Annotated in this window: 14 protein-coding genes; 11 read left to right on the top strand and 3 right to left on the bottom strand. The window is 36.1% G+C overall.

Annotated features, from left to right (window positions below):
• The first annotated feature begins 126 nt into the window (after positions 1 to 126).
• Both AC4E8C_RS22950 and AC4E8C_RS22945 read left to right on the top strand, forming a co-directional pair.
• Positions 127 to 384: a hypothetical protein gene (locus tag AC4E8C_RS22950; RefSeq protein WP_490208938.1), complete on the top strand. Its 258-nt coding sequence runs from the start codon at positions 127 to 129 to the stop codon at positions 382 to 384.
• Between the two features lie 58 nt (positions 385 to 442).
• Entirely contained in the window at positions 443 to 643 is a 201-nt protein-coding gene (locus AC4E8C_RS22945) for a hypothetical protein (RefSeq protein WP_490208937.1), read from the top strand.
• Positions 644 to 1,081: 438 nt separating this feature from the next.
• Here the strand turns inward: AC4E8C_RS22945 and AC4E8C_RS22940 are convergent, their stop codons facing one another.
• Positions 1,082 to 1,903, bottom strand: coding sequence for a hypothetical protein (locus AC4E8C_RS22940; RefSeq protein WP_490208936.1), 822 nt, complete (start codon positions 1,901 to 1,903; stop codon positions 1,082 to 1,084).
• A gap of 379 nt (positions 1,904 to 2,282) precedes the next feature.
• On the opposite strand from AC4E8C_RS22940, the gene AC4E8C_RS22935 reads away from it, so the two are divergent.
• Positions 2,283 to 2,513 (top strand): hypothetical protein, encoded by a 231-nt coding sequence (locus tag AC4E8C_RS22935; protein WP_490208935.1) that lies wholly within the window; start codon positions 2,283 to 2,285, stop codon positions 2,511 to 2,513.
• Between the two features lie 163 nt (positions 2,514 to 2,676).
• Here the strand turns inward: AC4E8C_RS22935 and AC4E8C_RS22930 are convergent, their stop codons facing one another.
• Positions 2,677 to 3,378: a hypothetical protein gene (locus tag AC4E8C_RS22930; protein WP_490208934.1), complete on the bottom strand. Its 702-nt coding sequence runs from the start codon at positions 3,376 to 3,378 to the stop codon at positions 2,677 to 2,679.
• 408 nt (positions 3,379 to 3,786) lie between these two features.
• Between AC4E8C_RS22930 and AC4E8C_RS22925 the strand changes: the two genes are divergently transcribed.
• The 8 genes from AC4E8C_RS22925 to AC4E8C_RS22890 all read left to right on the top strand — a co-directional run bounded on the left by AC4E8C_RS22925 (position 3,787) and on the right by AC4E8C_RS22890 (position 11,929).
• Positions 3,787 to 4,692 (top strand): DnaD domain protein, encoded by a 906-nt coding sequence (locus AC4E8C_RS22925; RefSeq protein WP_490208933.1) that lies wholly within the window; start codon positions 3,787 to 3,789, stop codon positions 4,690 to 4,692.
• A 670-nt stretch (positions 4,693 to 5,362) separates the two neighbouring features.
• Positions 5,363 to 6,523, top strand: a complete 1,161-nt coding sequence (locus AC4E8C_RS22920) for a DUF2628 domain-containing protein (protein WP_490208932.1) — start codon at positions 5,363 to 5,365, stop codon at positions 6,521 to 6,523.
• Between the two features lie 940 nt (positions 6,524 to 7,463).
• Complete coding sequence (locus tag AC4E8C_RS22915; protein WP_490208931.1) at positions 7,464 to 8,714, top strand: ATP-binding protein; 1,251 nt, start codon at positions 7,464 to 7,466, stop codon at positions 8,712 to 8,714.
• A 486-nt stretch (positions 8,715 to 9,200) separates the two neighbouring features.
• Positions 9,201 to 9,572 (top strand): GIY-YIG nuclease family protein, encoded by a 372-nt coding sequence (locus AC4E8C_RS22910; protein ID WP_490208930.1) that lies wholly within the window; start codon positions 9,201 to 9,203, stop codon positions 9,570 to 9,572.
• A 133-nt stretch (positions 9,573 to 9,705) separates the two neighbouring features.
• On the top strand, positions 9,706 to 9,888 hold the full coding sequence (locus tag AC4E8C_RS22905) for a hypothetical protein (RefSeq protein ID WP_490208929.1): 183 nt from the start codon (positions 9,706 to 9,708) through the stop codon (positions 9,886 to 9,888).
• Positions 9,889 to 10,009: 121 nt separating this feature from the next.
• Positions 10,010 to 10,339, top strand: coding sequence for a hypothetical protein (locus AC4E8C_RS22900; RefSeq protein WP_490208928.1), 330 nt, complete (start codon positions 10,010 to 10,012; stop codon positions 10,337 to 10,339).
• A 65-nt stretch (positions 10,340 to 10,404) separates the two neighbouring features.
• The gene (locus AC4E8C_RS22895; protein WP_490208927.1) at positions 10,405 to 10,632 is read left to right on the top strand and encodes a hypothetical protein; all 228 of its coding nucleotides are present in this window, start codon (positions 10,405 to 10,407) and stop codon (positions 10,630 to 10,632) included.
• Positions 10,633 to 10,858: 226 nt separating this feature from the next.
• On the top strand, positions 10,859 to 11,929 hold the full coding sequence (locus tag AC4E8C_RS22890; RefSeq protein ID WP_490208926.1) for an HNH endonuclease: 1,071 nt from the start codon (positions 10,859 to 10,861) through the stop codon (positions 11,927 to 11,929).
• 742 nt (positions 11,930 to 12,671) lie between these two features.
• On the opposite strand, the gene AC4E8C_RS22885 is transcribed toward AC4E8C_RS22890, so the two are convergent.
• Complete coding sequence (locus AC4E8C_RS22885) at positions 12,672 to 14,213, bottom strand: amidase (protein ID WP_490208925.1); 1,542 nt, start codon at positions 14,211 to 14,213, stop codon at positions 12,672 to 12,674.
• Positions 14,214 to 14,225: the final 12 nt, after the last annotated feature.

The raw sequence follows: 14,225 nt of genomic DNA, 5'->3' as shown, positions 1-14,225 counted from the left end.
TTATATGTGGAGAATTTAGGTAATTTTGTATAATAGTGTTACAACATGGTGAATTTTGTAGAAAACTGATGAAAAAAGAAGGCGAAGGACTTACAGCGGGAGGCCCAAGGTGGTAAATGGGAAGATTTGAATTGGAATGAGTATAAAACAAAAGATTTAGCCGTTGGTATTTGTAAACAAGCCGGATATGCAGCCATCCAAGGTACAGCTATTGGTGCCGGGATAGAGACCGCTACTAAAGTTTGGAACGGAGAGGGAATTAAGGGTGAAGAAGTTGTTGAAACAGCCCTGAGAATAGGGGCTGACTTTGGTATCAAAGCAGCAATGGCAGGTGCCTTAAAGGTCGGGGTGGGCAGAATACTCTCGTCTTTTTTTATTCTTTAAAATTGTCACAAGGATTTTGAAGTTTTTTATATAAGCTATAGGTAAGGAAGGTGATTATATGAAGCCCGGAAAAGTGAAATCCTTTGTTTATATCCCTATGTTGGGATTGGTTGAGGCAGGCGCTACAAAGAAAGAAACAAAGAGAAGAATAAGACGTGCAGAAGCAGAAAAGGAAAGGGAACGGAAAGAAACAATGAGAGAGCTTGAAAAAGAGTTCCTCGGCATTGATAAGCTGAGTGAGTTGGATGATTATTCCTAGGAAGCAATAATTTGATCCTGCTTTAATCAACAGTTTGTGTTGAGAGAGGCTTTCAAATGGGATGGGAGAATTTATTTAAAGATTGATTCTAAGAGGACAAGGAAAACACTCCGTGCCCTATCAAGCAAACTCATTTTATGCGTGCCTTTTTTCGGATTAGGTCTCGAGTTTAATAAATTTTTTGGATGGCTATCACTTATTAATAATAGCAGGGCCATTACAAAGGGTAATGGCTCCATCATTAAATAGTATGTAATCATCTATTATTGTATTTTTTCTACTGTTGCACCAAAGAATACTTGTACATTTGTAGATCCACCTGAAACATTCTCAAATGATTATGCTCCTATAGGTAATCTCCAAAACGTACTCTATCCTCTTCAAGTTATAAATAGCTAGTTATTTCGTCTGTTTTTACTTCAGAGGTCGATCACTCACTCATTCTAAATTCAGTCCCTCGCCAAAAATAATCTCTTTATATGTCAAGTTATACTGTTCGTAGAAGTTCTGGGTATAATGCCGGCGAAACTTTTTGTCAGTGATTCCATAATAATAAGCAAATGGATTCTTAATGTTGCTGTTGAATTTGAGTTTGCGAATCAGCTGCTTGAAGGATTGGATGGCAACTTCCAGAATTAAATCATGGTCATTCTCCATAAGATTCTGATAGGCCGTGGTTCGTGCCGTTCTCCAGTATTCTTCGATGGTCTTTGCCTCAGGAAAGTAGCATTTTACCAGCTGGACAAATGGCTGCGGGACTCGGTCACTCACAAAGGTATAATCTAATTCAGACCGTTCTTCTTTACGTTCTTTTATCTTTTGATCTTTTTCAGTTTTTAAAAGGTTATTAGTTTCTTTAGGGTGGTCCATAATTTCCACTTTGGGTGGTTCATTTGTAGGAAATCGATTAAAACGATACAAATTACTAGACTGTGAGCCGTTTTTTCGTTCTGTTTCAAAGACGGTGATGATTCCCCATTCCTTTGCTTTTAGAATCATTCGTTTGAAGGTAGAGCGAGAGATTCCATTCTCGTGGTATTCGGCATGAATCGCTTTTAAGATCGTTCCGATTTTTGCATTGCAAATTCCAGGAATCTTTGCGGAAAAACGAACCAACCGCTTTAAGCCGATTAATTCTCCTTTCGAGAAATCCCCCTTGTGTTGGAGGAACCACCTCTCCATATGCGTATTAAACTCTTTAAGACTTGCAAACTGAGAAAACTGTTCAAACCCATCAATTGATCCTGATTTTAGATCCATAACTTTATCCACCCTTTTGGTATAATTCCAGCACCTCAAAGATAGCGGGTTTCAAAGTTTAAATCGAACGCCCCCAAATCACATTTGGAGGCATTTTTGATGCCAAACACTCTTTTTTGCCATCAAAACGGCATTTTGAAAGTGATTTTTACGGTTTGAGTAGTTTTTCTAGTGATTTATGGTTCATGGGGACAGTTCTTGTGCTCCATTTTCGTGGGTTATCTGTTACTGAACCAAGACATTGGGGTTTATAGAAATTAAATGTGTCTATAAAAGATCCAGTCGATGTAAATAATTTGTAGTAAATGTAATGTTTACAAAGTTGCCACAAGGAATTTTTACCTCCTCTGTCTAAATACTAGCGGAGGAAGGTGATTCTATGAAACCAGGAGATAAGAAAAATTTCATTTATATTCCGCTATATGACTTTATCGAAGCAGGGGAGACAAAGGAAGAAACCCTGAAAAGAATTGCAAAGGCAGAAGTTGATAGGGAAATTAGGAGAAAAAAAACATTTAAAAAACTCCAAAAGCAATTTCCTGATTGTGATATTATTCCAGACTTAGGAGGCATGTTTAATATCATACCTCGAAATAGGGAGGAAAATTAATACGTAATCTCCAAACAAAAGGAAGCTGATTTTTTCTTAACGGGTTCCATTTTGAGGTGTAAGCATAGGAAAAATCATATCAATTCGCATATGATTTCTCCTATATAATCACAGTAATAATCACATACAAAAAAGCATTGGAATCAACAGATTCCAATGCTTTTTATTTACTGTATTCAAATATCACCCAAGGAAGCCATAAAACAGGTTCAGTTCCCAAATCTTCATCATTACTATAATCACAATAGCGAGAAGCGTCTTCAAGTGAAGGTATAAAACCATTTTGATTCAAAGTGAATTTAAAATGTTCATCAAAATCTTTTTCTAAGCCATTACACAAATAAGAGTGAAATGACCCGTACTCAAAACCAAGCACTTCATAGCCCATCATTTTTGAATCTTTTACTTCAATGGGACTTCTGCGTAATAATAATTTTTCTATGCCGTATTGGTTTTCTTCTTCTTTGTTTTGAGACTCTTCATATTCGATAAATTCTTCTATATACTCTTCAAGTAATCCAATCCCGATAATTTTAGTATTCGATAAATGGCAAAGAAATTTAGCTAGGAATTCCCTAGCTAGTTCAATCGTGGTAAATACCTGTGGAAATCCAAAAATTCCTTCTTCAAGCTTATCTTCAACCCATTTTTCTATTTCTTTATAGGTGCCTTGAGAAATATTTAATTGTTGAGCGTATTTACGTTTTTCTTCATTTGAGCCACCCCACAAAACAGTTGTTTCAGGGTGAAAGTCACAAATACACTCGCTAACTGACAAGATGGTTTCTGGAATTAACTCTTTATCCATATAATCAGCTCTCTCAATGGGAGTAATGATGTAATACCCTCCTGAGATAAAATTCATTGTTATACCTCCCCTAACGTTTTATAGCCATTTCGCACATTATTTCACAACTATTTTCACACAAATATTCTCACTGAACAATAAGTATTGTCACCCTCAAGAAAAGTGATGTGAATTCTCAAGAGAAATGGAGATAAAATCAGGTAGATTGTTGATATATCAATAAAAATAAAGGCGTGAATTCTTATGCAAATTCACGCTAGAAAACTTAATGTGATTTGCCTTTTTGCACCCCGTATCGGAACCCATTATTTTTTTCTCAGCTTCTTTTAATGTGCGTTCATTTCACTCTTCATTAATTTGTCATAAGTCATTCACATTTTTATAGAAATTATCCTGTCCTTTTTCAACCTAAAACTATATATGAATTTTGAAGGTATTTTTGTAGATGAAGGGATATGGTTGTTGATGGCTAAATACCGAATGGTGCGTACTGATTTTTGGAAGGATCCTATTGTCTCTGAGGAGATGTCTGTGGAGGATAAGTACTTTTATCTGTATTTGCTGACCAATCCACAAACAAAGCAAATTGGCATCTATAAAATTACTAAAAAACAGATGGCCTTTGATTTGGGCTTTTCGATAGAGAGTGTTCATTCGTTAATGGAACGGTTCATCCAACATCATAAGCTGATACGTTACAATCCTGAAACAAGAGAACTCGCCATTAAAAGCTGGGGGAAAGATAACTTGGTTAAAGGCGGGAAACCGGTGATGGATTGTATCTATGCCGAATTAAAAAAAGTCGAGGACCGCTCGCTGATTGCATATGCTTTTGAATCCATCCGTAATCAAGAAATTCGCAGCCTTTATGAATCCTTCTATCCATCAGAAGAGTTAAGGATCGATCAGGAAGATAGCTGTGAAAATGATTCCTCTATCACTCCATATGAAGAGCATGACGACCCGTTCACGACTCGTTATACGATAAGTGGGCAAAAAGAAAAAGAAAAAGAAAAAGAAAAAGAAAATAAAAAAGAAAAACAACAAAAAGCTTTTCCACTGAATAGAGAGAACCTTTTAGACGAAGAGGATCTCTTACCGAGTAAAGATGGAAAAGAAATTGTGGAGTTTTGGGATGCGAATGGATTTGGATTTACGAATATGAATGCAAAAGAGCAGTTGTTGTGGTGGTTAGATGATTCTAGATTTCTACAACCGAAAGAACTCGTCTTAATGGCCATGAAGATTGCCTGTGCCAATAACAAGTGCAAGCTGAACTATATTGTGGGGATTCTGAAGAATTGGGAAAATGAATCGTTACTGATCATAAAGGATGTTAATACATATCTTGGAAGCAAAAGCCTGTACTAAAACATAGGCCATTAACTGAATCGGTTCCTGATGGCAGACCTATTCCACTTGGGTTTACACCTGATCTTACTGCGGGGGAAGAGTGAGGAGGTAGGTTGGAGATATGTGGATAGGCACTACCATTCGACATGCTTTTCAATCATTAGGAGGAATAATTCCAGGATATCTGCGGGTTGAGGGGACTTCTAATCAAACGTTTGGTTAGTGTTGAAGGGTTGGGGAATTTGCAGGATTGTGTCTATCTTTAAAAATTTTGGGGAGAGTTCAGTTTTTATAGGAGTATTTCCTATGTGGCTCACGACAATGTTCTCTCTTAAGAGTAGAAGCGGATGTGGATAGACCGGTACTTTCAACAGTTTTAACCAAACGTTTGAATAGTATAGCCTATATGGAGTATGGTCGAAAGGTTGTGATTTAGTAGGAAATTAGTAATAGAAGTATTGTTAGAATTTTATGTAAAAGGTACTAGTTTATCCCATTTGATTATATTAGAATGATATTATTAGATTTTCGAACTATTTTATGGTAGGTGATTAGATTCATTAGGCTGACCCTGCAACATCGATGATTAATCTATTAATAGGTAAGGTCAAAAAATGGAAGGAGAGTCAGTTCGTTAAGTAAGTCACGACTTTAATAGGTGAAAAGAAAATTAACTAAGAGGTGTAACATGTATTGTACAAATTGTGGAAATGCGAATCCTGATGGAGCTAAATTTTGCGGGAGTTGCGGATCCTCTCTCATACCTGAATCATCAGGACATCAACCAGTTGGTCTTGGTCTTGGAGAGGATGAGGAACTCAAGCTGTTTGTGGGGCAGAAGTCGGACTTTTATTTAAACAAATGGAAGACAGCCAAAAATAATCGGAGTTGGAACTGGGCAGCCTTTTTTGCCGGTTTATTTTGGGTCGGTTATCGAAAAATGTACAAGGTAATCTTTATTACGCTTGGTATTTTCATTTTAATTGATATTCTTACCTTGTTTTTAGATACCTCCATTGCTGATAAATTGAATTATGCCATTTCCATTGGGCTGGCCTTTTCTTTAGGTAGTTCTGGAAACTACTTTTATTCCCAGAATGCCAAGAAAAAGATTCAAAAGATTAAAGCTGTCAACCCTCATAATCCTGAAACTCAACGCAAGGAGATTGAAAAACAAGGCGGATCAAGTTGGAAGGGTGTCTTTATTGCACTAGGACTTCTTGTAGTTTATGGCAGCATTAACCTGGGTTTATTTACATTGCAAGATTATGCCCTTCAAGATAAAGGGAGTACCAAACCAGCAGTTGCCCAAACATCTAACGAAACCAAAACAAATGATAGTACGGATGAGGATGTAAGCTATGATTCAGCAGCGGACACAGCAACCACAACGGAAGAAGCCTCCAGTGATGCGGTTGTGGCCAATTCAGATCAGGAAGTTGCTGCTGAAGAAGATGCTCCCGCCGAGGTGTCTTATGAAGAAGTTTTCCAATCCTATATGAGCGAAAATGGAATTACCCTTACAGCGAAAGATGTTCAATTTGATATGGAGAATAATTTAGATAAGGATTTTGCTATTTTAGGAACCGCGGAGTTGGATACATACTATAATTATGGGTTTTCAGATGCGGAAAGTGAATATTTCTCCGTAGATATTACCCCCTTTGATGGTGAGTTTGGTGATAGTTGGAATTTATATTTTAGTCGCAAAGACTTTTCAGAGCTTTTTAATTTATTAAAGACTAGTGGAGAAGTGACGATTGCAGCTACTGGAATCATTCCAAGTAATGTGTATGAACCAGACCAAGGGAATTTAGCATCAGCTAAGAAAGCGACTTGGGGTGATTAACCTTTTTAGTAGATGGTGCATGGACTGTAAGAGGTTATCTTGATGTAAGCAAATTGTAAAATTAAAAGCGATCAAGCATAAAATTAGCAGGGGAGGGTTAAATCTCTCCTTTTTTTTATGTTTATTAATTTTAAGAGGTTGATAGGTTTTAAAATCAATTGAATGGGAAGAACGATCTCGGCCTCAGCGGAGAAGGTCCAATAACTGATTGGGAATCTCGACATTTATTTTAAAGACTTACAAGAAAAAGTGAGCAATGTAGCGGTTTTGACCATTTTCAATCAAACGTTTGGTTGAAACGTAAGTTGGTAGAAATAGGCCAGTATTTATCGATTAATAATATTTATAGAAGAATGTTGGCTGAGTGATAAAAAATTCAAACGATTCTTCAGCAATTTTTTTACAGCCATATAATGTTTTTTCTTAGATTCATCAAGGTTTATTCCCAATTTAACTAAACGTTTAATTGAAGGAGAATGTTAAAAGAAAAAGCCGAGTGCTGTATGTTTTAAGAAAATAAAAATAGAATTTGTAGAAAAAGGAAGAATGGGCAACAGTATTATTACAGCTTGCGCCATTCTTTTTACTACATTTTGTTCGAAAAGCTTGATTGCATAACGTTTATAATGAATCTACACAAACGTTTAATTAATTCGAGAGATAGTAGGGACCTGGCGCTTGCTGTAGTTTTATTGGGTATTTGCTGCACTTGGAGTCAACTAGAAAAAATTTTTTCAAAAGAAGGGTAGTTGTTATGGATATATATACCATTTACCATCCTATCTTCGGTATACTAGATTTATGGAGAGCATAAGAGGATTTTGCTAGGAAGACATTAAATAAGTATTCAACATGAATGGTATACTATTCTGTGAGTTCAAAATGTTGATGAGCAAATGCTTCTTTTAACATATAGAAGAGAATATGAAAGGTAACTTAGATGAGTATCATAAAGGATTTTTTACTGCAACTAACACTTATTGTAATACCTATATTTATTTACTATACATTTATTACCGAGAGGGTAATTAGTGATAAAAATAAAAAAATGATCATGACCATATTGTGGGGAATATCCATATTTTTTTGCATGTCATTCCCGGCCAGCTTTGGTGAAAATGCTCGTTTGGATTTAAGAGTTATTCCTCTATTATTTGGAAGCCTTTACGGGCGATTTGGTTCAGCCATCTTCCTATCGGCTATTATTATCCTTTATCGACTTTATTTTGGAATCAGTATTGGATTTTATAATACTGTTCTTGTCTTATTATTATCACTGCCTGTTATTTTTTTCTTTCAAAAAGCGTTCGCCAGTTCAAACAAAGATAAAAGGGCTAAAATTGCGGTTGGACTTGCTTTTTATTATTGTCTAATTGGACTTGCTCTTTTTGGTATTTTAAGAGGATTTTCTATAGATCATCTTAAAGTACAGATGATTCAGCTTATTTTTGTAGCGGTCGTTATTTGGTCCCTAACGATCCTTATTGAAGCGATCAGGGATATTCACCAGCTGCGATTAGACGTGCTAAACTCGGAGAAATTACGGGTTATAAGTGAGTTAACAAGTGTTTTCGCACATGAAATTAGAAATCCGATGCAGGTTACTCGTGGCTTTCTGCAACTTTTAAACGAGCCTGATTTGTCCAATGAGAAGAAGGAGTATATCCAAATCTCAATTGAAGAATTGGATCGTGCAAATGACATTATTAATGATTTTTTATCTTTTGGAAAACCCTCCATCATTAACAACGATAGAATCGAAGTAGGTTCTCAGTTAGAACGTGTAGTAAAAATGATTCAAAGTTACAGCCTGAGCCATAATGTTGAGATTAAAACAGATTTTCTTGAAGGCAGTTGGATTTATGGAGATTCTCAAAAATTGAACCAGTGCTTCATTAATATTTTGAAAAATGCCATAGAGTCTATGCCGAGTGGCGGAGTTGTTTGGATTACATGTACTACGACTAGTGATGGATTTATAAAGATTATCATTAAGGACCAAGGAATTGGAATGACAAAAATGCAAATGGATAGGCTTGGAACTCCGTTTTATTCTTTAAAGGAAAATGGGACAGGCCTAGGTATGATGGTAAGTTTTCAAATTATCCGTTCCTTTAAAGGCAAAGTACAAGTGAAAAGTGAAAAAAATAAGGGGACAGAATTTATTGTTCTTTTGCCGCAGGTCAACTAAACGTGATGCGTGGGGACGGTTCTCACGCATCATTATAAATCGGTACCTGTCACGCCCCAGGTTTTGTTGGAGATTGATAGGCTTGTAGATAGTCACTTAATAACAGAATGAAGCTGCAACTGAATATCATTGGGTGGTGGATTGTAAGCTTCTTTCCATTTCGGAAAGGGGATGAAACCCTGGGAACATTTCATGAAATTCTTCGAGAGGTTCTGAAGGGGATTACGCGTGAGTATTTATCATTTGAAAAACGTTCAAGCAATGGTACACCTAAAATGACGGTAGCAGTTGCATGGAGAAGTGTTAGCCCACTTCTCTTTTTTAATATATATATCTATATAAGAATATCCATGTTGAGAAGGAGAAACCATTCCAGTACGCCGGTACATGAATATAGAATTTTATTAAAAATATGGATATATTTTCTATCAATGTTAAAATAGTTGGTAAGAAATACCTAAAAATTCATAGAAAGAAGTGTTATTATTGAGTTTTTTTAGTTCTTTGGTCTCTGCAGCTGTAAAACAGGTAAGTAAGGTTAATAGTTTTGAATTTGTAAAAAATACTGCTCCAAATGAAATTGGTGTGTACATAATGAAGCTTAATGGGAAAGTCATGTATGTAGGCCGGGCTATCGAGAATAGAGAAGGACAAAGTACCCGTGGTCTTCGTAAAAGATTACAGGAACATTGGAGAGGGGCCGGAAACTGTAAACCTGAACTTTATCAATACCGAGACCAACTAACTGTAACTTTAAAGGTTTGTTCTTCCGTTGAAGAAGCAAAAAAATTAGAGGGGCAACTCATTCGTCAATATAATACTGTTGAAAAGGGTTGGAATCTCCGTTACGAAGATTAATAAGTGGAAAAAGAATGGGAATGCGACTCATTCTACTACAATTTTCGATGCAGAATCATTTTGGTGAAATGGACAGACTTAGGATTTACTAGGTAACAGTACAAATGTAAATCCGAATAAGGAGAGCGGAATAGTGGCATTATTGGATAATGAGTTTTTTCAGTTTTTAAGACATGTGGTGGTTGCTGGCATTTTTGGATTTTTAATTGCGCGTAAAATTTATTTGGAAAAACTGAAGAAAAAGGATGATGAAATATTCGTTTTGCAGTCTATGTTACAAGTTTTAGTTCCTAAAGAAGATAGACAAAAATTTTAGCGGCTTTAGAGTATTTAGTTCTGGCTAATAAGTTTATTATCCTCTCTGTCGTACTCTACTTAAATTCTTCAGACATGCTGTAGGCATTTAGGCATTAATATCCTCTTTGATGAGCCCTGTGGTGTTATTGCCTAATAAAGTTCCGCTTATTTCCTGCTTATACATAGAAATGGATAAGGAGCAGACTGTTAGCAAAACCAATGAATATATAGTGCTGGCTGGCATGAAGGATCCACAAACTTCGCAGAACACTCTAAACTTTATCATAACCGAACATTCTCAATTAACAACCATCGTAAATTACTTCCTGCCACTGGATGCCATCCTTAATCAGGAGTCAGTCAACGAAATCATCATTAACCCTCTTATTCAGATGTATAAGGGGAAAATAGAAGAAGTATATGAGTCTATTCAATTAGTATGTCTATCTAAAGAGGAATTGTGTTTGTAGTCATTGTTGTAACAGGGGGAAGATTTTCGTGGAAGACATAATAGAAAGGTTTGGAGGATTAGACGATGGAAACAAAAATACTAGCTGACGCTTTTATTGATTTGGTCACGGGGAAATTTGAAGATGTGATAATAAAACAACCAACCATTAAAAGGCCCAATAGAATAAGCCTTTATGTGCCAAATAAAAATCGAAACAAAAGGTGGATGCAAATCGACTGGAATCCAAAATCATTAAGTATTGCGATGGATCACTTAAAAGGAGATTTAACTGAGCAGGTTGTTATGTCGTAAGGTATTACCTATGGGGATTTTAACGGAGATGACACAAGAATTAAGCTAAATAATAGTGACGCTGTATTTTTAACTATCTTTCAAGACAATCAAAGTAACTTAAAATCAGAAGAGTTTTTAAGTTTTTTAAAAGTACACTATATTTCTTACTTAAAAAGAGTTGGTGGGATGGATTTAATTTGAAAGAGTATAGATACTAAAGCGTAAAGGAGCATGGGGAGATTAATTGGATAAAATAAGTAATTATAGTAGATATTTAATTGAGTCCATACTAGAAAGAATTGAGAAAAATAAAATAACTGAAATACCTAACCTATTCATAGATGTAGCAGATATTAATGAAAATGAACTTTCCAAATTTTATTCTGAGGACGATTTAATTCAAATAATAGATGAGTTGGATGCATTAGAAGAGATTGAAGATAAAACTGAAAATGTAACTGAATACAGGCCTAAAGGTGATTTAATTATTGATCCCGTAAGGCTAGTTAATAAGTATAAACATGGTGCTTTAACACCAGTAGGAGATTTTGAGGATAGAGAGGAAAAGGAGTTATGGAGAAAGCATATTCCAAAGTCTCTAAAAAATAAAATTCGTGATTGGCAAAATTTAAGTTTAAAGGAGTTCTATGATCAATCAAAGGAAATATTAAGAAAAGCAATAGGAGTAGAACGAGATTTTTTACTAGAATATACTTCCGACTTATCACAGATTTTGTTTGTTGAAAATAAAGATATGGATGAAGAGGATAATAACTCAACATTATCTAACTCAGATGAAGCAGCTGAATCTATCATGAGTATTGTTGAAATGATAATTTTACCTCATCTCGAAGTGTTAGATCGATTTAAGGAAACAGGAGGCAGGGTAAAATTCCTTAATTTATGGAATATACCATTTAATGAATCACTTAAAAAGGAAGTAAAAGAGCGAGATGGATGGAAGTGTGTGACATGTGAAAGAGAAACTGATTTGCATGTCCATCATAAAATACCTCGTAATTTGGGTGGGGTTCATCATAAAGATAATCTTGTGACGCTATGTGCCTCTTGTCACGGGGCTATTGAAACAGCGGATATTAAAGTTGCTTTTAATAAGTGCCTTTTAAATTATAGACGAAATAAAGTAAAGAGGAACCTAAAGAATTATTTGTCTAAGGACAAGTCGCTACTAAAGTCAGAGGTAGAAAGAAAATTAGAAGACTTACTTACGAGGTTAAATAATAAAGATGAAAATGAACTTGTAATTGAAGTAATAGAAATAATGGATAGATTAGATATTATATTTTACGATTGATTGAAAGATGACAAAGTGCTAAAAACTAAGTGAGATTACCAAGGATATTGATAATTTTCCTTTCATAAAAAAGCTATTCTAATCTCGAGTTTATTGGAGGAAAGGATAGCTTGTTTTTGATGGTAGCAACATTAATAGGGAGTATCTATCCCAACTTCTCTTAAGACTATAGGAACCATCCCTGTGGTGTTCGGGGATAGGCAGGCACCACCAATCGACATGCTTTTTAATCAAAGGAAGGGATAATGCCAGGATATCCGGGGGCTGGGGGTACTTCTAATCATACGTTTAGTTAGTGTTGAAAAGAGAGGAAACTCGTAGATTTATGTCACGAGAGCAAAACTTGATTGATTATTGTGGAAAAGTGGGTTATCATCTGCAGCTTCCTAATATATTTATCGACAATTTTTGTTCATGCCAGTTAGGGAGGAAGTTGATTTAGCAGGGTGTATAGCTGCTTTACTTAAACGTTTGAATAGTATAGTCTATATGGGATTTGGTCGAAAGGTTGGGATCGAGTAGGAAATTAGTAATAGAAGTAATATTAGAATTTTAAGTAGTTGGAACTTATATTATAGTTGAAAAGACTTTTCAGAGCTTTTCAATTTATTAAAGACTAGTGGAGAAGTGACTATTGCAGCTACTGGAATCATTCCAAGTAATGTGTATGAACCAGATCAAGTATATTTAGCATCAGCTAAGAAAGCGACCTGGGATGACTAGCGTTTTTATAGATAGCCAACTATATTGAATGCTCTAAGTTTACTATAATACTAAGAGAACTAATTAGAAGCGGAAGTTGAGAGTATGGGGTTGGAAAGGAAAACAGAGTAGCAAATTTGCTACTCTGTTTTGGTATATAAAATTTTGGTTTGACAGTATTTTTAAAGACTATATATTTAATTTTAATGGTTCTGCAACTGTAATTTTCGATTAGCTTAAATACACATTTAGCTGCAATTGCAGGTTCAACGTCATAATATCGTCGTCCAACAATTTGGGTTCCATTCCCTATGGCTACAGCAGGTAGGTTTAATGTATTGACCCAAACATTAGAACGCATATAATCAAATAAATCTTTCGTCTCTTCTTTTGATAAATAGTAATCAAAATTTATTGGTGGCCGTTGCATACCGCTAACAGGCGAAAGAATAAGTGGATACTCAGCCATAAATTCAGAAACCTCACGAGCAATAGATCGAAGTTCCTGCTCAGCTTCAATGAATGGACGTAATTCAGGACCATAATCATATTGTCCATATAAGGTATCAATATGATCCCTTGCGCTGTCCCCGATAATCCCTCTTGCATTTGGCATCGTGCATTGCATTAATTCTGTCCCCAGCATCTCCACCCACAATTGAGCTAACCTATCCATTCTCGGTGGGGCTACATCAACAACCTCGTATCCAGCTTGAGTAAGTGCATTTGCAACACGATCCACCTCTGCTCGAATTTCTGGTGTCACTTTTGCCCCAGTCTTATCAATAATACGAGCGACACGTAGAGTAGGGCCATCCGTTGACAATGAATTCGGTAGAGTGAGAGGAACAGTTTTAGGTACAGAAGGATGTGGGCCTGCAATTGCCCTAAGAGCTAGCCAAGCATCATCCATAGATTTAGCGAATGGTCCTAACGAAGTCCAATCTTCCCATACCATCGAAGGCTCAACTGGATATACAAGTGGCACAACACCCCCAGAAGGTCTTATGGTGATCACGTTATTAAATGATGCAGGTACTCTTAAAGAGCCTCCTAAATCTGCATGGAAAGCAATAGGGACAATTCCGCTCGCAACCGATGAAGCTGCTCCACCGCCTGAACCACCTGCTGAACATGAAGTATCGCGTGCGTTTCGAGTTTCTCCGAACTGTTCTCCTATAGAATTCCATCGAATAAAAAATTCCGGAGTGGAAGATTTGCCCAGGATAATAGCTCCAGCCTTGCGGATTCTGTCTACAATTGCATCATCAGATTTGCTTATATTTTCAGCCCATGCACGGACGCCAAAACTATGCGGGACACCTTCAACGCTATACCAATCAGAAACTAAAACTGGCACACCATCAAGTAATAAATCCGTTCTCTCGCTATCTCTCTTATCAGCTTCCTCAGCTTCGAGTAAGGCTTTTTCATCAAAGCGATGAATGACTGCATTTATAGATGGATTAACCTCATCCATTCTCTTTAAATGTGCTTCTACTACTTGCCTGCGAGTTAATTTCTTTGAGCGATAAGCTTCGATTAACTCGATTGCGGACATTTCATAAATCTTTTTGCTCATTAAGGATTGCAC

The organism is Neobacillus sp. SRL179 (assembly GCF_984799095.1).
This window is presented reverse-complemented; position numbering and strand designations above follow the sequence as displayed.